15 protein-coding genes are annotated in these 18,958 nt (G+C 39.3%); 5 read left to right on the forward strand and 10 right to left on the reverse strand.

Annotation, left to right across the window (positions count from 1 at the left end):
* Positions 1-265: 265 nt before the first annotated feature.
* The 5 genes from ACTWQM_RS03980 to ACTWQM_RS04000 all read right to left on the reverse strand — a co-directional run bounded on the left by ACTWQM_RS03980 (position 266) and on the right by ACTWQM_RS04000 (position 5,244).
* Positions 266-706, reverse strand: a complete 441-nt coding sequence (locus tag ACTWQM_RS03980; protein ID WP_443256859.1) for an OsmC family protein — start codon at positions 704-706, stop codon at positions 266-268.
* Between the two features lie 15 nt (positions 707-721).
* Positions 722-1,891: a chromate transporter gene (locus tag ACTWQM_RS03985; RefSeq protein ID WP_443256860.1), complete on the reverse strand. Its 1,170-nt coding sequence runs from the start codon at positions 1,889-1,891 to the stop codon at positions 722-724.
* A 128-nt stretch (positions 1,892-2,019) separates the two neighbouring features.
* Complete coding sequence (locus ACTWQM_RS03990; RefSeq protein ID WP_443256861.1) at positions 2,020-2,379, reverse strand: DUF488 domain-containing protein; 360 nt, start codon at positions 2,377-2,379, stop codon at positions 2,020-2,022.
* A 20-nt stretch (positions 2,380-2,399) separates the two neighbouring features.
* Positions 2,400-3,158 carry a TerC family protein gene (locus ACTWQM_RS03995; RefSeq protein ID WP_443256862.1) on the reverse strand — a complete coding sequence of 253 codons (759 nt, stop codon included), beginning with the start codon at positions 3,156-3,158 and terminating at the stop codon, positions 2,400-2,402.
* Between the two features lie 358 nt (positions 3,159-3,516).
* Positions 3,517-5,244: a phospho-sugar mutase gene (locus ACTWQM_RS04000; RefSeq protein WP_443256863.1), complete on the reverse strand. Its 1,728-nt coding sequence runs from the start codon at positions 5,242-5,244 to the stop codon at positions 3,517-3,519.
* Positions 5,245-5,437: 193 nt separating this feature from the next.
* Between ACTWQM_RS04000 and ACTWQM_RS04005 the strand changes: the two genes are divergently transcribed.
* Entirely contained in the window at positions 5,438-6,523 is a 1,086-nt protein-coding gene (locus ACTWQM_RS04005) for an AI-2E family transporter (protein ID WP_443256864.1), read from the forward strand.
* Positions 6,524-6,715: 192 nt separating this feature from the next.
* On the opposite strand, the gene ACTWQM_RS04010 is transcribed toward ACTWQM_RS04005, so the two are convergent.
* Positions 6,716-7,579, reverse strand: coding sequence for a GNAT family N-acetyltransferase (locus tag ACTWQM_RS04010; RefSeq protein WP_443256865.1), 864 nt, complete (start codon positions 7,577-7,579; stop codon positions 6,716-6,718).
* 92 nt (positions 7,580-7,671) lie between these two features.
* Between ACTWQM_RS04010 and ACTWQM_RS04015 the strand changes: the two genes are divergently transcribed.
* Positions 7,672-7,851: an SE1832 family protein gene (locus tag ACTWQM_RS04015; protein WP_443256866.1), complete on the forward strand. Its 180-nt coding sequence runs from the start codon at positions 7,672-7,674 to the stop codon at positions 7,849-7,851.
* Between the two features lie 152 nt (positions 7,852-8,003).
* Here the strand turns inward: ACTWQM_RS04015 and ACTWQM_RS04020 are convergent, their stop codons facing one another.
* Complete coding sequence (locus ACTWQM_RS04020) at positions 8,004-9,878, reverse strand: cation:proton antiporter (protein ID WP_443256867.1); 1,875 nt, start codon at positions 9,876-9,878, stop codon at positions 8,004-8,006.
* Positions 9,879-10,209: 331 nt separating this feature from the next.
* Between ACTWQM_RS04020 and brnQ the strand changes: the two genes are divergently transcribed.
* Positions 10,210-11,505 carry a branched-chain amino acid transport system II carrier protein gene (gene brnQ / locus ACTWQM_RS04025; RefSeq protein ID WP_443256868.1) on the forward strand — a complete coding sequence of 432 codons (1,296 nt, stop codon included), beginning with the start codon at positions 10,210-10,212 and terminating at the stop codon, positions 11,503-11,505.
* 565 nt (positions 11,506-12,070) lie between these two features.
* Entirely contained in the window at positions 12,071-14,218 is a 2,148-nt protein-coding gene (gene recQ / locus ACTWQM_RS04030; RefSeq protein ID WP_443257088.1) for a DNA helicase RecQ, read from the forward strand.
* 737 nt (positions 14,219-14,955) lie between these two features.
* Here recQ and ACTWQM_RS04035 read toward each other — a convergent pair.
* On the reverse strand, positions 14,956-16,200 hold the full coding sequence (locus tag ACTWQM_RS04035; protein WP_443256869.1) for an aminopeptidase: 1,245 nt from the start codon (positions 16,198-16,200) through the stop codon (positions 14,956-14,958).
* A 182-nt stretch (positions 16,201-16,382) separates the two neighbouring features.
* On the opposite strand from ACTWQM_RS04035, the gene ACTWQM_RS04040 reads away from it, so the two are divergent.
* Positions 16,383-16,712, forward strand: a complete 330-nt coding sequence (locus ACTWQM_RS04040; protein WP_443256870.1) for a winged helix-turn-helix transcriptional regulator — start codon at positions 16,383-16,385, stop codon at positions 16,710-16,712.
* A 34-nt stretch (positions 16,713-16,746) separates the two neighbouring features.
* Here ACTWQM_RS04040 and hutG read toward each other — a convergent pair whose 3' ends face one another.
* Positions 16,747-17,700, reverse strand: a complete 954-nt coding sequence (hutG, locus tag ACTWQM_RS04045) for a formimidoylglutamase (protein WP_443256871.1) — start codon at positions 17,698-17,700, stop codon at positions 16,747-16,749.
* Positions 17,697-18,950, reverse strand: coding sequence for an imidazolonepropionase (gene hutI, locus ACTWQM_RS04050; RefSeq protein WP_443256872.1), 1,254 nt, complete (start codon positions 18,948-18,950; stop codon positions 17,697-17,699). The genes hutG and hutI overlap by 4 nt, the downstream gene beginning before the upstream one ends.
* Between the last annotated feature and the right edge of the window lie 8 nt (positions 18,951-18,958).

Genomic DNA, 18,958 nt, shown 5'->3' on the forward strand with positions numbered 1-18,958 from the left:
TTTTTGAAATTATTTTGCTTTATGCTATGGCATCATTATATGATCCATCATAAAGAAATGATACTAATTTATGTATATAATTCCTATAAAAATAGTATGCTTTATAATATACAATGATATGTCATGAATTGTCAATCATGGAAGTATGTTTTCATAGATTTGTAGATTAGGGGACCTTTCATAAAATGTAAAAGAACTTCAACCGCCTTTCTGTTCGAGATCTTCAACCTCATAAAAAATAACAAGGCCACAAAATGCGACCTTGTTACGTTATATTTGCTTGCAATTCTATTTCAACATTACCTTTTAGAGCTCGGGATATCATACAGCTTGTTTCTGCTTTTTCAACCAGTTTATGCAATTTCTTATAATCCGTTTCCTCTGCATTTTCCTGAAGTGCAACTGTTGGCCTGTGGATGATCTTTTTATACGTAATAACACCTTTTGTCACGTCAACAATGCCTTCTGATTCTAGTCCCATTTCCTTCAACGGCAGATTTGCCCTTTCAATCATTGCCGCTAATGTAATCAGATAGCATGTTGCAGCTGCACCTAATAGCATCTCATCGGGATTTGTTCCTACTCCAGGGCCATCCATTTCGTGTGGAATAGAGATTTTCGTTTGTAAGTTCCCTGCTTCAATTGAACCTGTACTATTTCGTCCACCAGGCCAGTCTGCTTTTAATCGAAAATGATGCTCAGCCATTGAATCACCTCATGTTTAAAGAGTATAACTTATACCAGTTCCAACTATAACACCAATAATTACGATTAGCCATGCAGGTGTTTTCCAGAAATGGAGCAGGCCAAATAGAATTGCTGCAAGTCCAAAGTCAGCTCCGTTATTAATCGAACTTGTAAAAACAGGGTCATAGAGTGCTGCAAGTAAAATCCCAACCACACTTGCATTGACACCAGTTAGAATCCCTTGAAAACTTGAACGTTTACGTAATTCACTCAAGAAAGGAAGCGCACCAACAATTAATAGGAATGACGGCAAGAAGATAGCAATCGTTGCAACAATAGCACCGGCAACCCCACTAATCATCGTTCCTAAATAACTTGCGAATGTAAATAAAGGTCCTGGAACCGCTTGAGCCATACCGTATCCTGCCAAGAATTCACTACTCGATAACAGGCCATTCGGAACGACTTCCTGCTCCAGCAATGGAAGTACAACATGACCCCCACCAAAAACGATAGCTCCAACACGAAAGAATGTATCGAAAATAGAAAGATAGATGTTTGATGCAGTTTGCGAAAGAATTGGCAGAAAGATCAATAATAAAACTAAAATCGATATTGAAGCAATCCCTTGTTTTTTTGTAACTGAAACAGAAAAAGGCTGTACCTTTGATTCAGCTTGCTTGGAAAAGAGGAAATACCCTACTATGGCCGCTCCAATAATTACGGATACTTGTACAATTGCTGACGGGAATAACAGCATAACCATCGCTGCAATTAATGCCACCGCTATTCTTGGCTGATCGGGTGTTAACTTTTTACCGAGACCAATCACAGCATGGGCGACAACTGCCACCGCTACAATTTTCAAGCTTCCAATCCAGGCGGCCCCTTCCAATGAAAATGTCTGATATAAAAGTGCAAACATTACAAGCACAATAACAGATGGTATTGTAAAACCAAGCCACGACACTACGCCTCCTAAAAAGCCGCCACGGAGCATACCGATGGCAATCCCTACCTGACTGCTAGCAGGACCAGGAAGAAATTGACACAAGGCGATTATATCAGCGTATGTCTTGTCATCGAGCCATTTTCGCTTGTCGATGTATTCATCTTTAAAATAACCCAGGTGTGCGACCGGTCCTCCAAAAGAAGTGAGTCCCAGCTTTAACGAAGCACTTAGAATTTCTGTTAATTTCTTCATAACAGACCTCGGTCCCTCCCTCCCAAATTTCTTCCTATTAAAAATAACATATTAACCGCATGAAGGCAGTTAAATTTACAAAAACTTAACGAAAAAATCCCCACTAAATTAATAGTGGGGATTTCTGTCTATTGCCGGTCTAATATTTCTTTTAAAACGCGTGCCTGATTGTATTGTTCATCTTTTGCTGCAAATAATAATGTCAGATTTTTGTTATGCTGTTTGGTTAAGTCCTTTAGTTTTTGGAGTTCTTCCTGCTGATCACCATGTTCAAGTTCTTCTTTATATTTCTTTTTGAATGTATCATATTTATCTGGGTCATGTCCGAACCATTTACGCAAATCATTCGATGGTCCGACTTCCTTCATCCAATGATCCAGATGAGCATCTTCTTTTGACATCCCCCGTGGCCAGACACGATCTACCAAAATACGTACACCATCATTTGTTTCGACGTCTTCATAAATTCGCTTCATTTGTACAGGCATTAAAACACCCCTTTATGAATTTACTCCTCTTCTTCTACCTTTTTCTTACCTGACATAAACCATCCGGCAGCTGCAATCGCAACTAATACTGCGTAGAAAATCAGTTTCCATATTGTAGAATGCGGGAAGTCATGTGGAATCCAAGCAATGTCAGGATGTGCAAGTACAATTAATCCTAGTTTCACACCTACCCAACCGACAATTACAAATGCGGCTATTTCAAGGCCAGGCCGTTTATTCAGTAAATCAACGAATACGTTTGCAGCGAATCGCATAATGATTAGACCAATCATACCACCGGCAAGTACTACAGCGAACTGTCCACCATCAAGGCTACCTACACTTGGCCAATCTGTTGGTGGTAAAGCAACCGCAAGTGCCACTGCCGCCAGAATAGAGTCAACTGCAAATGCCAAGTCAGCAAATTCAACCTTTACAACCGTCATCCAAAAACCGCTGCCTGACTCTTTTGGTTTCTTTTCTTCTTTATTAGACCAGAGTTTGTCATACAAATGCTTGATCGAAATGAACAACAAGTATGCTGCACCTAATGCTTGTACTTGCCATACATCAACAAGGAACGAGATAATGAATAGTGAGCCAAACCGTAATACAAAAGCCCCTGCTAATCCGTAAAATAAGGCTTTCTTACGTTTTTTTGGAGGTAAGTGTTTCACCATTATTGCTAAAACTAGTGCATTATCTGCAGCCAAGAGACCTTCAAGACCGATTAATATGACTAATACCCATAAATATTCAATTAATAACTGTATATCCAATTAAATCTCTCCTTCATTAGTAAACCTAGCTTATCGCCAAGCCTTAGTTGCACTTATGAAAGTATTTATACTTTCTTATCTGCCAAAAAAATGGCCCCCACCAACAGGTAAGGACCATTAAAAAAGACCCTTACCGTTTAGTGGTAAAGGTCTCGCTAACAACGCACGTTGCCAATTACGCCGGAGATATAATCTCGAAATGACGGCTATAATTGTCCAGCTACTCCCCTTCAGGAATATTATGTTACTTAAATTTAACCTTTTTCTTCGTTAATTGTCAACTAATGAAATCAGTTCCTGGGTTTACCATTAAATGTATTGTTTGTTATACAATACCCGTTTCCCAAATAAAATATTCCTACATCTGATTGATCCTATTATCCATATATGCCTTCATTGCTTCCAGGCGATCACCACTTTCCTGTTTACTAGATCCGCACACCCCAAAATAACATTTAATCTTCGGTTCGGTTCCGGATGGTCGTAAACAGACCCAGCTATCTTTTTCCAGCTTATATTTAACGACGTTTTCTTGTGGTAGATCAATTTGTTCAGTCGATTGCTCACTTCCTACTATAGTTCGCTCGCCAGAATCATAATCCTCAATCTGCTCAACCTGTAAACCTGCTATTGCAGTAAGCGGATCTTTTCGAAATGTTTTCATAATAGCATTGATTTTTTCGGAACCTTCTTTACCTTTTAATGTTAGAGAAGACATTCCTTCAAGGTAATACCCATGTCTATCATACAGTTCATTTAACGCATCATGTAGCGTTTTTCCTTGTTTTTTCCAATAATAAGCCATTTCACTTGCGAATACCGCTGCCTGGACAGCGTCTTTATCCCGCGCAAAACTGCTTATTAAGTAGCCGTAGCTTTCTTCATAACCGAATACAAACGTTTCACCTGTTGCATCAAATTGGCGGATTTTTTCACCAATAAATTTAAAACCAGTCAAAGTATCAATCGTCTTAACACCATAATAATCGGCAATTTTCCGGCCTAGCTCTGATGTTACAATTGTTTTTAACATACGGCCATTTGCCAGTAATGCCTGTCCACTATGTGACAGAATATAGTCCAATAATAATGACCCCAATTGGTTTCCAGTGAGAACATTATATTCTCCGGCTTCATTTCTGACAGCAACACCTAATCGGTCTGCATCAGGATCTGTACCAATCAGAATATCAGCACCCGACTGTTTCCCAAGCTCAATAGCCATACTAAATGCCTGGTGTTCCTCCGGGTTAGGTGACGTAACAGTTGAAAACTCCGGATCTGGTTCAGCTTGTTCCTTAACAACTTCTACATCGTTAAAGTTTAATTGATGCAGTCCTTTCATCACTAAATCATAAGCTGTTCCGTGTAGTGGCGTGAATACGATTTGTAGGTCTTTATCCTGCTTACGTTCATCCTCATTCAAATTGGAAATTTGCTCTAAGCATTCCAAATAAGCATTATCAATTTCACTGCCAATCCATGTGAGTAATTCTTTTTCCTCCAGATCTTTTTCTTCCATGTACGGAATTATCAGTTCATCTCCGGCTTCCTGAATGGCAGCAGTTATATCACTTGCTTCATCTGGAGTGATCTGTCCACCATCCTCATTGTATACTTTAAACCCATTATATTCAGGCGGGTTATGGCTAGCGGTAATCATAACGCCAGCGACTGTTCCAAGGTATCGCACAGCAAACGACAGCAATGGCGTCGGGTGCAATGTATTAAAGACATATGCTTTAATGCCAAAATCACCGAGTACCTTTGCTGTTTCCAGTGCAAATTCCTGGGACATATACCTGGAATCATAGGAGACTACTACACCCCGGTCTCTCACATTCACACAATTTACCTTCAAATAATTTACAAGACCACTCACGGCTTTTCGAACTGTATAGATATTCATACGGTTAATGCCAGGTCCAAGCACGCCGCGCATACCACCAGTACCGAAAGTTAATTCCTTGTAAAACGCATCTTCCAACGTTTTATTATCCTTTATATTTTCCAGCTCTTTTTTTAACGATGGTTCAAGATACTGAAATGATCTCCACTTTTTATATGCCGCTTCCCAATTATCCATAAGGTGTATCCCCCTCTTAATGACGACTACATTTGCTCAAATTCTAGCATACTTTGTGCCTATATTCTATTTCTCTATGAAAATTTATGTTTATTCGTAGCTGCTTCAGGTGAAAATAGTGAAGGAACCTTCCTATTATTGACAAAAACAGTTAGAATGGAAAAAATGAACTATAAAAAAGAAAGTTGTGATAATGGTGCTCGAAAAACGATGGTTTCAAACATTAACAATGTTTATACTTATCTTTCTATTAATCTTACTTATATCTGCCACGAATTTTATTTTTGATCCTATCTTCAAATATATGGGCGCTGTTGCCATACCTATCGTTGGCGCTGGTATACTCTTTTATTTAACAAAGCCAGTCATGCACTTCTTGGAAAATTATAAAATTAATCGTGTGTTTTCGATAATTATTGTATTTCTTCTCTTAATTTTACTTGGATTTTTAATTTCCACTTATATTGCACCAATTGCCCAAAAGCAATTCACAAACCTGATTGATAATATACCTAAAATGGTTTCTGGCGCTGAAGATATCATAACATATTGGCAGGCCAACCAAAATCTGATTCCGCCAGAAGTAAATAACACCATTGATAATTTTATGTCAAACATACAATCACACATTGAATCTGCCATGTCATTTATATTTGGGTTTGTCAGTCAGCTGATTGGATTTGTCTTTGCATTAGTGCTTGTACCGTTCTTCTTGTTTTTCATGTTGAAGGATGGCGAAAGATTTGCGCCGTTTATGACACAAATTTTTGAAAAGAAAAAGGCAGAAAACATTCGTGCATTAATGCAAAAAATCGATGATGCATTGACTTCTTATATCCAAGGTCAGTTGATAGTCAGCTTCTGTATTGGTGTTTTACTATTCATAGGCTACTTAATAATCAACTTAGAATACGCGTTAACACTAGCATTATTCGGTATGGTCATGTGTGTTATCCCATTTCTTGGACCATTTCTTGCTGTTATTCCGGCTATCATCGTTGGTTTTTTCCAGGATCCGATGACAGGTGTATGGGTAGCAGTTGTGATGGTTATTGCACAGCAAATCGAAGGTAACTTTGTATCACCGAATGTAATGGGACGTGCATTAAAGCTTCATCCGCTAACAGTTATTACCTTAATTCTTGCGGCTGGGAGCATTGCTGGTTTTCTGGGAATTCTTTTTGTAGTACCGTTCTATGCAGTAGTGAAAACAATCATCGTGCATTTTTATAAAACATACCAGGGATCAAAAACTAACCAGGATGACGCATTAATTTAATTCGATTGGTTTATGTGAAAAGTAGCGTGGAAAAAACTCCATGCTACTTTTTTAGTTTCTTCCAGTAATTATTGTTGTCTTTGACACACAGACTAACCGCCCACGGAAAGCGGAATGTATTTCCATCGGTGTCATAGCACTCAAGTTCTTTTCCATGCTATGTCGTAGTCCAAGGATTAAACGCAACAAAATTTACAAATGGTGTCTATTGTTAAATGTATATACAATTGAGGATGCTACTTCATAATAGCCTATTTTTTTATAAATACTGTTGGAAGTTGAATTGGCTTGGTCCGTATATAAGCTGCAGAACTTAAAGCCGTCTTTAAGAAGTTTTTCTGTTAATTTCGCTACGGTAGCTGTTGCATATCCATTCCGCTTATATTCCTCCGGGGTGAAAACCGCATTGAGCGTTGCACCATTCTTGGTTTTTCGTGAACGATTAACCATGGAAACCGGATTACCCTCTACTACCCAGAAATATATTGTTCGGTTACTAATAAACGATTGAGCCATTTGATCAGCATCTTCCTCAGAGATATTTTCACTTACTGCAACACCAAATTGCATCAGCCATTTTTTCACGAGTGTACGGTCTTTAGGTTTAGCTTCATGCAGTTCCCCTTTGGTCTCTGAAATTTCATTCAGTTGATCCAGCTGATATATTAACTGCTTCATTTCGATCGTTGCCTGTAATTGCGTCAGCCTTTCCCACTCTTTCTTAAAAATTTCCGCTTTCTCAGTGGGCCCCAATACCCCAGGAACAACAACATTCCTATTATAAAGAAATGCTGCGACCTGACGAATAACATTATTATGTACATTACCGACGTCAGCAAGTATCCAGTTGTTCGTTGAAGTCTGCATAAATGCGTAGATTGTTTCACCATTTTGCTCGACCAGTCCTAAATGAAAGCCTTCTTTATAGGAATCACTATCATTGGCAAGCCGATCGAGTATTCCAAGCATTAGGTTATTAGACGCCTCCCTTTCCATCAGCAGCGATTCAACACTTTTCTTATAATTTGCGAGAGAAACTTCGAGCTTAATATCCATACAGAAAGCCCCCTTTTATTTACATAATAGTAACTTAATTTCTTGTTTTGTAAAGACCATTTCAGCTAAACTATTACCTAGGAGTGATATTCATGACAAAAAAAGAAATTGAAGCGGAAATCGCAGAACTGAAGTCTGACTATATCCGTATTCAAGGGGATCTGGAAAAAGCAACATCATTTAGTGTAAATACAGCGGCCGGCGAAAAGAAACTAATTCAGATAGAAAAACAACTTGCTGAATTTAATCGCAAACTAGAAGAAATGAAGTAATTAGAAAAAGAAATGCTATCTTGCTTTCTTAGAACCCCTTGCATGCCTTAATTGGTCGACTGCCTATGTAAAAACAGGGCTGACAGAATAACTTTCTGACAGCCCTGTTTTTCAGCTAATACATTCGACATTAATCGGGAAGAGGTATCTCCTCATTTTTCACTTTCATTCCCGTTTCCATTCTCATTTTCGTTGCGTTGATTTTCGATTCGTTCACGTATTTTTTTAATTTCTTTTACTGGTGGTGTGAGACTAACTACTGTGTCTCCGTTCTCTGGTGTTACTCTCATTTCTTCTGAGTAAAACTTGATTTGACCGGATGGCTTAATGATATACAGAAGAATTGACTCATCTTCTTTTTCTTCTAAATATTGTTTATACCTATATTGATCAGTTATTGCAGTCTGGCGAAATTTATAGTGACTTGAGATTTTATTGGTTAGTTCCTCTTTTGATACATCTTCTTTAAACAGAATTCTTCCACCAACTTTATCAACAGTACTGTTCACATCACTGTCAACCAGGTTATACGGACTGATTTTAAATACATTCGTCCGACCATATTCTGGAATAAACGTTGTACAGACAAGTGCATTATACGAGTGAAAGTCAGTTGCTGCAATTAAATAATCATAAGGAATTGTATCTAAATGGTATTCTGTTTGCTCTGACAGCATTTCGCCGTGATAAAATGCAATTCCCGCTTCACGGGCCAATTTTAATCGTTCCCATGAAGAATCCACAATGATGACTGGTGCTTTCTGTTTTTTAAGTGATTTAGCGAGATTTATCGTAAACTTATTACTCCCCACAATTAATGTACCAGGTCTTCCCTCCATTGAAAGATGTAGCTTTCTTGCCGTCCAGCGTATTGTGAAACCATGCGCAACAACGGTAAAAAATACTAATGCAAAGGTTAGTGTCGTAATAATTGATGCATCCTCATATCCTGCTTCACCCAAAATAGAAGCAAAATAGCTGGAGACTGTCAGTGCAACAATTCCCCTCGGAGCAATCCATCCTAGCAATAATTTTTCGTTTAATGATAAATCTGTACCAAATGTTGATAGGAAAATGGATATCGGACGAACCACGAACATCATTAGTATTACATATCCAATAATATGCGGATCAAACACTTGCAGTAACGTTTCTACCTGTAATGAAGCTGTAAGCATGATAAATATTGCGGAAATTAATAATATTGATATGTTTTCCTTAAAGTGGCGCATGTCTGCGACTGAACTTATTCCGATATTGGCTAACGTCATACCCATAGCTGTAACAGCGAGTAACCCTGTCTCATGCATAACCTCATCCGCTAATGTAAAGCAGAATATGACAACGATGAAAATAGCAGGTGACTTTAAAAACTCCGGAATATTTCCCGTCTCAAACATCCAGCCCATTCCACGGCCACATGCCCAGCCTAATATTGCAGCAAATACAGAAGCAGCGAAGAATAATAGTAATGCCGAACCATCCGGGTTAGCCGAAGTCAGGAAGGCAATAATTTCAAAAGCAAAAACGGCGAGCAGTGCGCCAATTGGGTCAACAATAATACCTTCCCATTTGAGAATTTTTGCAGGCCTTGGCTTCAGTTTTGACTGGCGCAGCAGTGGCATAATAACGGTTGGACCTGTCACAATAAACAGGCCGCCGATTACAAATGCAACAGCCCACGACAACCCGGCTATATAGTGCGCAGTCAGTGAACCAAGAATCCAAGCAATAAATGCCCCTACTGTTGAAATCCGGAATACCGGGCGTCCCAGTCCTCGAATTTCCTTGAAACTCAAATTCAAGCTTCCCTCGAAAAGGATAATTGCTACAGCCACAGAAATGATAGGTTTATATAAACTTCCAAAGTCTTCTTCGGGATTCATAAATCCAAATATCGGACCTACCAGTAAACCAGTAATGGACATGACGACAATCGCTGGCATTCGATAGCGCCATGCAATCCATTGAGAGCCAATCCCTAAAAGACCTATAAGCATTATTTCGGTCAGTAAAGTTGCTACCATATCAGACCCCCTAACTAAAATTTTCGATAATAAGTCAATAATAAGTTATTTTAAATGTGTAATGATTGAATGTAAACAATTTTAATTTAACAGATAGCATCGTACAATTCTCAAGTTCCTTTAGTTATGTTTCACAGAAATGTTAGAACTAACTCATATAATACATTGACAGCGGTTTCCTGGATTGTTAGAATTATTTTGCTTTAAGCTATTTTTCGAATTTTTCACCAGATTTTTTTGGCAGTTCAGAAGCAAAATTATCTGAACTATTACATAATTAAAGTAATCTTTACGGCATGACACAACATCGTAGAAGAAGGGAACGAAACATATGAATAGAGATACATTTATCATTGGCTTTATGTTATTCGCATTATTCTTTGGGGCAGGAAACCTAATCTATCCCCCAACATTGGGAATTGATTCAGGCACCTCTTATTGGGCGGCCATTGCTGGCTTTGTTATCACTGGCGTAGGTCTGCCGATACTTGCTGTAACTGCTATTTCGTTTGTAAAAAACGATGCAAGGGAACTTGCTGATCGTGTACATCCGATGTTCGGAATTATTTTCACTTCAGTTGTTTATTTAGCAATCGGACCGTTTTTCGGAATACCTCGTGCTTCAACTGTAGCTTATGAAATGAGTGTCGAACCTTTCGCGGATACTTCAACACTTTCTTTATTTTTATTCACTACTATTTTCTTTCTAATAGTATATATTGTTAGCCGAAATCCATCCAAAATGGTTGATCGGATTGGACAATATTTAACACCTGTTTTACTTATTGCTATTGTCTCCCTTTGTGTCGGAGCTTTCTTACTATTGGACAGCCCTATGACAGGACCGACTGAAAAGTATGCTGCATCACCCTTCTTCACCGGCTTTGCCGAAGGTTATCTGACGATGGACGCAATTGCAGCCTTAGCATTTGGCATTATCGTTGTGAATGCATTCAAAGAACGTGGTATTTCATCACAAAAAGAGCTTGTAAAATCTACCCTAAAGGCAGGGATTGTAACCGGAATTGGACTTATAACGGTATATGGTTCAATTGGCTGGATTGGCGCCAAAATGGCAACTAATGGAAACTATACCAACGGTGGCGATATTTTATCAAGTGCTGCGAATCTTATGTTTGGCAGTTTTGGCGCTTTACTGCTTGGGGGTATCGTGGCTTTAGCATGCTTTACAACATCAGTTGGTCTTGTTGTAGCATGCGGGCAGTTTTTCACCAAAATAACTCGTTTTTCGTACAATTGGATTATTCTGCTTGTAACAGTTGCCAGTTACCTGACTGCAAATCAAGGATTAAACACGATTATTAGTGTCTCTGTACCAGTACTTGTATTTATTTATCCAATCGCGATTGTTCTGATTTTACTTACTTTTACCCAAAGGTTATTTAATGGGGCTGAATCGGTATACCGCGGTGCGATTCTTTTAACAGGGATTGTCTCATTGTATGATGGTTTGACTGCGTTTGGATTAACGATGCCAGCTGTTTCATCTGCTATGGAATTTTTACCATTTTTCGAACTCGGACTAGGATGGCTCATCCCAGCAATAATCGGCGGGATAATTGGATACCTATTCAAAGGCAGCCTGGCACCCTCTTACTCAAGCTAATGGACAGTGACATAACAAGACTTTCCACTTTAAAGACAAATAATAACGGGATAAAATGTTTAGACGTCCATTTTCAATGCCTGGATCTAATACGTAGTTGATATAATGCTGCGAAGTACTTTTTAAGAAGTATGAGTACTATTATGCCGCTCCGGAAATACACTTCGCTGTTGACTGAAGTAGGAATCGCTATAGAATAATTGTGTAACAGCTACACTAGTCCGGGTGAGCGGAGGGCGGTGACTCCCTGCGGAAATAGCACGTGTCCGAAGACCCCGCAGCTATATGAAATTACCTCTCTAATTCGATTACAAAATCATTTTCATGATAGATGGTGGCCGTTATTCGGCCGCCATGTTGATTTCTTAGCTGCAAAATAATTCCGAACTAATTTCAGGAATTCTGAATCATAGTTTGGATCTCTTTTGACTAAAACACGTTTGTCCAAGCCTCTTTTTTTTGATCTATGTCACTACCCAAATCTTTGTTAAATTTTGTCGGCAAGTTGGCTCTTTTTACGACTAAAAATATGTTAATATAAATTAAGCAAAGGGGAATAAACATGATGATTGAACAAGAAGAAAAAGTCTTGCAAACATATTTTGGTTATGAAACATTCCGGCCAGGACAAAAACAGACAATAGATAAAATTACTTCAAAACAGAATACATTAGCAGTTATGCCAACTGGTGGTGGTAAGTCGCTATGCTACCAGATTCCTGGTCTAACATTAGATGGAACAGCTATTATTATTTCACCACTAATTTCCCTCATGAAGGATCAGGTGGATGCACTTTTGTCTCTGGGAATTGCTGCAACTTACATAAATAGTTCACTTTCAGCAAGTGAACAACAGTCGCGGCTGAATGATATCGAAGCAGGTCGTTATAAATTCGTTTATGTTGCTCCAGAGCGCTTCGAGTCTTCTTTTTTCGTATCTGTTATAAAGCGAATTAAATTAGCGTTAATTGCTTTTGATGAGGCACATTGTATTTCGCAATGGGGGCATGATTTCAGACCAAGTTATCGCTCAATCGTTCCGAACTTAAAACGATTATCCAATATTCCTGTAATGGTTGGTTTAACTGCAACTGCGACCGAAGAGGTTATATCAGATATTCAATCGTTGTTAGATATAGAAAGTGAACATGTTGTTAACACCGGTTTTGAACGGGAAAACCTGGCGTTCCATATCGTTAAAGGAAAGGATAAACCGACTTATATCCGGTCTTTTTTAGACGAACATCAAAATGAATCTGGCATCATTTATGCTGCTACAAGAAAACAGACAGATGCATTATATGATCAATTAACTAAAAAAGGTATTTCCGTAGCCAAATACCACGCTGGATTATCCGAAACCGAACGAAAAGAAGCACAAGCAGCATTTATCCATGATGAAAAGTCAATTATGATTGCAACAAATGCGTTTGGGATGGGAATTGACAAATCCAATGTGCGTTTTGTTATCCATTACGCTATGCCAATGACAATTGAATCGTACTACCAGGAAGCAGGAAGAGCTGGTCGAGATGGAGAGCACAGTGATTGTATTCTGCTATTCTCTCCACAAGATATCCAACTGCAAAAATTCCTCATTGAACAATCACTCATGGATGATGACGCAAAGCAGAGTGAATACCGCAAGCTGCAGGCAATGATCAACTATTGCCATACACATAGCTGTTTGACATCTTTTATTCTCGACTATTTTAATGATAATCCTTCGAACCAAACGTGTGGCCGCTGCAGTAATTGTCTTCACCGACAGGAACGGACTGATATAACAGAAGAAGCACAAATGATTCTATCCTGTGTAAAGCGAATGGGTGAACGTTTTGGTGTCGGAATGACTGCCAAGGTTCTAAAAGGATCGAAGGATAAAAAAATAAATGATTTTCGCTTGAATAAGATTTCCACCTATGGAATATTATCTGCCTACACAGAAAAAGCATTGACCGAATGGATTCATTTTTTAATAGCTGAACAAATACTCGCAACCGAAGAGGGCAAATTTCCAACAGTAAAATTAAATCAGAACTCGGTTGATGTCTTAAAAGGCAGTCGAACAGTGTGGATGTACACGGCACCGATTCCCGCAGGTGAGGAAGCAGATTATCAGGAAGAATTGTTTACCTTGCTTAGAGAATTACGCAAGAAAATGGCTGATGAGAAAGGCGTTCCACCATATGTATTATTTTCAGATGCAACATTAAAGGAACTAAGCCGTTATTTTCCAGAAACAAAAGAAGATATGCTGTCGATTAAGGGTGTCGGTGAAAAAAAATATGACCAATTTGGTGCTGACTTCCTTGCTGTTGTTCAGGCATGGCGCCGTGACAATCCAAATGTGACAAAAGCTGTGCCTATATCCGGGGTCGGATCTACTTCTCCTAAAAAGGCTAAACAGGCTGATGACCGCCCAAGTCACATTATTAGTTACACGATGTTTAAGGATGGTAAACAGATAAGGGACGTCGCTGTTATCCGGGAATTATCCCAGCAAACGATTGAAGGCCACATTTTCAAGGCGTTTAAAGATGGACATCCAATCGCATGGGAGATATTTTTTACCAGTGATGAAGAACAAACAGTCATGCAGGCCCGTAATGAATTGGAAGAGCCCAAACTGAAGGCTCTAAAAGAATCATTACCAGAAGGATATGATTATACGAAAATTAAGGCAGTACTTGTGAAAAATAACCTTGCCTGATTAGGACTTTATCCCAGCTATGATTCACTACTACAATCGAACCTATAGTATAGAAAGTGGCATGTAATTTTTACATGCTACTTTTTGTGATTGAGAAACGATAATTATAACTCAACTTTCGCATCTATAGAATAAGCTCAAACAGCCTTGGTAATCTCAGAACGTTTTTAATTGTTGCCTTTTCAACATTGATAAAAGTTTTTTGTACTATAAACTACGACGTAACTGCTGGAATAATTTATATAAACTCTCGTCCCACCGTCCGGGATCGCTACGGGCGGATCCGCACCTTAGGGCAACGATTCAGCTTCCTCAGAAGCAAAAACCGCTTCCTGCGGGATCTTCAGCTGTTGCTGTTCCCGCTGGAGTCACCGCCCTTCGCTCACCCGGACTAGTGTAGTGCTGTCACACAATTATCCTATAGCGATTCCTTCTCCAGTCAACAGCGTAGGAAATACACGTAGACTCCTGTGGGAGCTGAGGCCTAGATGAGACTACGCAGCGACGTAAGAGCAAGGAGGCTCATCAGCCGCCCTTGGGCCCTTGGTGCGCGGAGTGTATTTCCGAAGCGGTGTCATAGCACTCAGCATGTTAGTTCGCTGTTTATATAGTCAACTCAAATAGTGTGTCTTCAGCCTTTCTTATTCCTTCAAGGTTTATGCGTTCATTTTACGCTGCGAAAGTTGAATTAATAAAAAAAGGAGGAATCGACATTACTGCCAATTCCTCCATTATTATTAGTCACCTTTAATATTCAATGCCCATGTTCCGTTACGGAATACGGGTTCTGTTGTGCCATCTTCCAGCACGCCATCAATATCTAGTTCCTCTGAACCAATCATGAAATCAACGTGCGTTAAACTATCATTCACACCGTTTTTATCAAGCTGCTCGTCGTTCATTTCAGCTCCACCCTTAAGATTTGTAGGGTATGCTTTGCCTAAAGCAATGTGACAAGATGCATTTTCATCAAATAAAGTGTTGTAAAAGATCAGACCTGACTGTGATACTGGTGACTCGTGTGGCACAAGTGCAACCTCACCCAATCGGCGTGCACCCTCATCTGTATCCAGCAAGTGTTTGAGTGTGTCTTCGCCTTGTTCTGCTTTGTAATCAACAACTTTTCCGTCTTTAAATGTCAGACTGAAATTATCAATCAGGCTTCCACCATGATTCAGTGGTTTTGTACTGGAAACTGTTCCATTAACACCATATTTATGTGGCAGGGAGAACACTTCCTCTGTCGGCATGTTCGGATTAAAGGTAGTACCCTGCTCAGATACTGCAGATCCGCCTTTCCAGATATGCCCTTCTGGAAGTTCCAGTTCCAAATCAGTCCCTGGAGCTTTATAAATAAGCTTTTTATATGCTTTCTTATTTAATATTTCACGTGCAGTTTTTAGTGTTTCATTATGTGCATTCCATGCAGCAATTGGGTCATCCTGGTCAACACGAACAATTTTGACAATCGCATCCCATAGACCCTCGATTGCATCTTCTTTGGATTTGTCAGGGAAAACCTTTTGAGCCCAGTCACCTGTTGGTATCGAGATGATTGACCATGTAATTCGGTCATTCATCGTATATTGACGGAAATTCTTCATCGCTTGTGCAGCAGCTTTATTTGCTTTAGCAACACGTGATGAATCGATATCCTTTAATAAGTCAGGGTTTGTAGAGCGAATTGACAATACTGCCGCTCCATCTTCAGCATACGTGTCATATAATTTGACGCGCCACTCAGGGAAATCGGCAATGACTTCATCTGGTGCATTTTCGTATTTTAATAAGGTTAATTCATCATCCACCCAATTAATATGTACATTTTTTGCGCCCATTTCATACGCTTTTCGGGCAACAGTTTTTGTGAAATCTGCTCCCTCAATTGGTGCATTTATCATTAAAGCTTGATTTTCCTGCAAATTAACCCCTGTACGTAAAGCTAATTCAGCATACTTTTCCTTTGTTTGTTGATCTACCATATTTTTACCTCCAAAAAAAATAATATTTCGTTTATCGTTATTATTTCACAAATCTAAATAATTACCAAATGATACAGACAGGTATTTCGAATCATATTCAATTTACGCAACCCCTGTTATATGTTACTATATAAATAGGTTACTATTTGTAATCAAATTATTTCGTCAGAGAGGTGATCTGTATGAGTGATTTATGTCCGCGTTTTGAAAATGCAATGGAAATTATCAGTAAACGCTGGGTTGGTTTAATATTGTTTGAACTGCTAGAAGGCACAAAACGTTTTTCCGAAATGGAAGCGGATTTGCCAATTAGTGGGAGGTTGCTCTCTGATCGATTAAAATTGCTAGAACAAAAAGAAATTATTGAACGTAATATATACTCGGAATTCCCAGTTCGAATTGAATATTCATTATCTGAAAAAGGGAAAGCTTTAAAACCGGTTATTCAAGAAATTCAGCATTGGGCTGATGACTGGGTATCTATGGAAGATATCGATGAAAGCAAAGTATAATATAGTTGAGGAGCCTGCTGTTTAGGGCTCCTTTTTAATTTCTAAAATTCATCCGCTTCCCTTTCATAAAACTCAACATGACATATGCTGCAATCCGGCTTGTCATATTACGAAAATCAATTGTTGGGTCAATTTCAACGATATCCATTGTGTTGACCTTTTTGTTTTCAGATGCAAATAACACCCCCTCCAAAAGTGTATTACTATCCATGCCGCCAGGGCCAATTGCCGGGCAACCCGGTGCAAATGCCTGGTCCAAAACATCGACATCGACCGACATATAAATCTCATCCACTTTTCCGGCAAGTCTTGCTAATTCTTTTTCCAAAATAGCTTTCATTCCATTTTGGTCCACATCGTTCATTGTATATACAGCTACCCCATTCGCATCGGCATAGTCCTGGTATGCTTTAGCATTGGTAAAGTCGCGAATTCCAATTTGGACAAGATTTTCACCGTCTATAATGCTGTCATCAAGCAAGCGGCGAAATGGTGTTCCATTTGTCGGACCACCGTCTTCGGTATTGCGCAAGTCATGGTGTGCATCAAATTGGATAACGCCTACTGTCCTGTCTTTGGCATATGCCTTGATAGATGAATAGCTGATGGAATGATCCCCACCAAGTACCATCCAGTGATTTGCCGCATTTGTTGAATAGACATCTGATAACCCCTCATATATACGGTGCTGGTTGCCCTTGATATCCGTAGGGTCCATATAAATATCACCAAAGTCAATTATCGGTTCGGTAAATTCAACTCCAGCTTCAGCAGAATATGTTGTATAGCTTTGTAATGCTGCCCGAATCGCGCCCGGTGCCTGCGATGCTCCTGAATGACTTATCGATGGTTTGGATAATGGGACACCAACAACTGAAAAGTCATGAGTCGTCCCCTTTTGCCATGGCGTTAATAATTCTTTAGCTTTTGTTGTATATCGATCTTTAAAAATAGCCTCACCAGCTGGTTTCACATGACGTAAATTCATCGTATTTCTCCTCTTTCATATAAAACCTCACCGTTTTTAATTACCGTTTTTGCATGATTAACGCCATAGTGATACGGAACGTACATATAATTAGGAGCATCCCAGATAACGATATCGGCCATGCGACCGGTAGCGATCGTTCCAGCTTTATCACCCCGGCCAATCGCATGTGCAGCATTAACTGTCACAGCATGCCATATTTCAGCTGGCGTTAGTTTTAATTTTAATGCTGCAATTGACATAATTAACTGCAGATTCTCTGTTACCGAGCTTCCCGGATTAAAGTCAGTGGAAACAGCGATAGCCGCTCCCTCATCAATCATTTTCCTGGCACGAGGATACGTATCCTTTCCTAAATAAAAAACAGTTCCAGGAAGGATAACGCCAATTGTATTCGATGAAGCTAACTGGCTTATCCCATTATCAGAGGCCACAGCTAAATGCTCTCCACTAATAGCGCCAACCTCTACAGCAAGCTCAGTTCCACCTAATTGATCAATTTCATCGGCATGTATTTTCAATCCAAATCCCTTTTCTTTTGCCTTTTTTAAATAGCGGCGCGACTGTTCAACAGAAAAGACACCTGTTTCAGTAAAAATATCAACAAATTCTGCCAGGTTCTTTTCTTTTATTTCATCAAAAAGTTCACTCATCAGACCTAAAAATGCTTCAGTATCTTCTTTATATTCGGGTGGAATTGCGTGAGCACCCATGAATGTCGAAACAATATCGAGCGGATGTTTGACGTTAGCTTCCTTAGCTACCTGCAGTTGCTTGAGTTCAGTTTGTTTATCAAGTCCATATCCGCTTTTCGCCTCGACAGTTGTAATTCCATGCATTACCATTCGATCCATATGAAATAGTGCCTTTTCCAGCAGGTCATCATATGACGCTTCCCGTGTAGCATTTACCGTTGATAATATGCCTCCGCCCTGCTTTAAGATTTCCAAATAAGGTACACCTTGCTGTTTTAGTGCCATTTCTTCTTCACGGGATCCACCGAAGACCAGATGAGTATGAGGCTCGACAAGTCCTGGTGTAACAAGTTTACCTTCTGCATCGATTGTTTTATCAGCTTGAATGTTAACCGCCTTTTCTGCTGAACCAATCCAGACAATTTTCCCGTTTTCAGTTGCAACGGCGGCTCCTTCCATTACCGTTAAGTCATTCATGTCACTACCTTTGACAGGTCCTTTTTTATCCATCGTTAATAGCTGCCCAATGTTTGTAATAAGTGTGTCTGCTTTCATAATAAATA

This window comes from Virgibacillus sp. L01 (assembly GCF_052246775.1).
Lineage (GTDB): Bacteria > Bacillota > Bacilli > Bacillales > Amphibacillaceae > Lentibacillus.

Coding starts and splice junctions, on each gene's coding strand:
- ACTWQM_RS03980 (WP_443256859.1), bottom strand. CDS start 706: ATGGCTGAGCATCATTTTCGATTAAAAGCAGACTGGCCTGGTGGACGA.
- ACTWQM_RS03985 (WP_443256860.1), bottom strand. CDS start 1,891: ATGAAGAAATTAACAGAAATTCTAAGTGCTTCGTTAAAGCTGGGACTC.
- ACTWQM_RS03990 (WP_443256861.1), bottom strand. CDS start 2,379: ATGCCTGTACAAATGAAGCGAATTTATGAAGACGTCGAAACAAATGAT.
- ACTWQM_RS04000 (WP_443256863.1), bottom strand. CDS start 5,244: ATGGATAATTGGGAAGCGGCATATAAAAAGTGGAGATCATTTCAGTAT.
- ACTWQM_RS04005 (WP_443256864.1), top strand. CDS start 5,438: ATGGTGCTCGAAAAACGATGGTTTCAAACATTAACAATGTTTATACTT.
- ACTWQM_RS04010 (WP_443256865.1), bottom strand. CDS start 7,579: ATGGATATTAAGCTCGAAGTTTCTCTCGCAAATTATAAGAAAAGTGTT.
- ACTWQM_RS04015 (WP_443256866.1), top strand. CDS start 7,672: ATGACAAAAAAAGAAATTGAAGCGGAAATCGCAGAACTGAAGTCTGAC.
- ACTWQM_RS04020 (WP_443256867.1), bottom strand. CDS start 9,878: ATGGTAGCAACTTTACTGACCGAAATAATGCTTATAGGTCTTTTAGGG.
- brnQ (WP_443256868.1), top strand. CDS start 10,210: ATGAATAGAGATACATTTATCATTGGCTTTATGTTATTCGCATTATTC.
- recQ (WP_443257088.1), top strand. CDS start 12,071: ATGATTGAACAAGAAGAAAAAGTCTTGCAAACATATTTTGGTTATGAA.
- ACTWQM_RS04035 (WP_443256869.1), bottom strand. CDS start 16,200: ATGGTAGATCAACAAACAAAGGAAAAGTATGCTGAATTAGCTTTACGT.
- ACTWQM_RS04040 (WP_443256870.1), top strand. CDS start 16,383: ATGAGTGATTTATGTCCGCGTTTTGAAAATGCAATGGAAATTATCAGT.
- hutG (WP_443256871.1), bottom strand. CDS start 17,700: ATGAATTTACGTCATGTGAAACCAGCTGGTGAGGCTATTTTTAAAGAT.
- hutI (WP_443256872.1), bottom strand. CDS start 18,950: ATGAAAGCAGACACACTTATTACAAACATTGGGCAGCTATTAACGATG.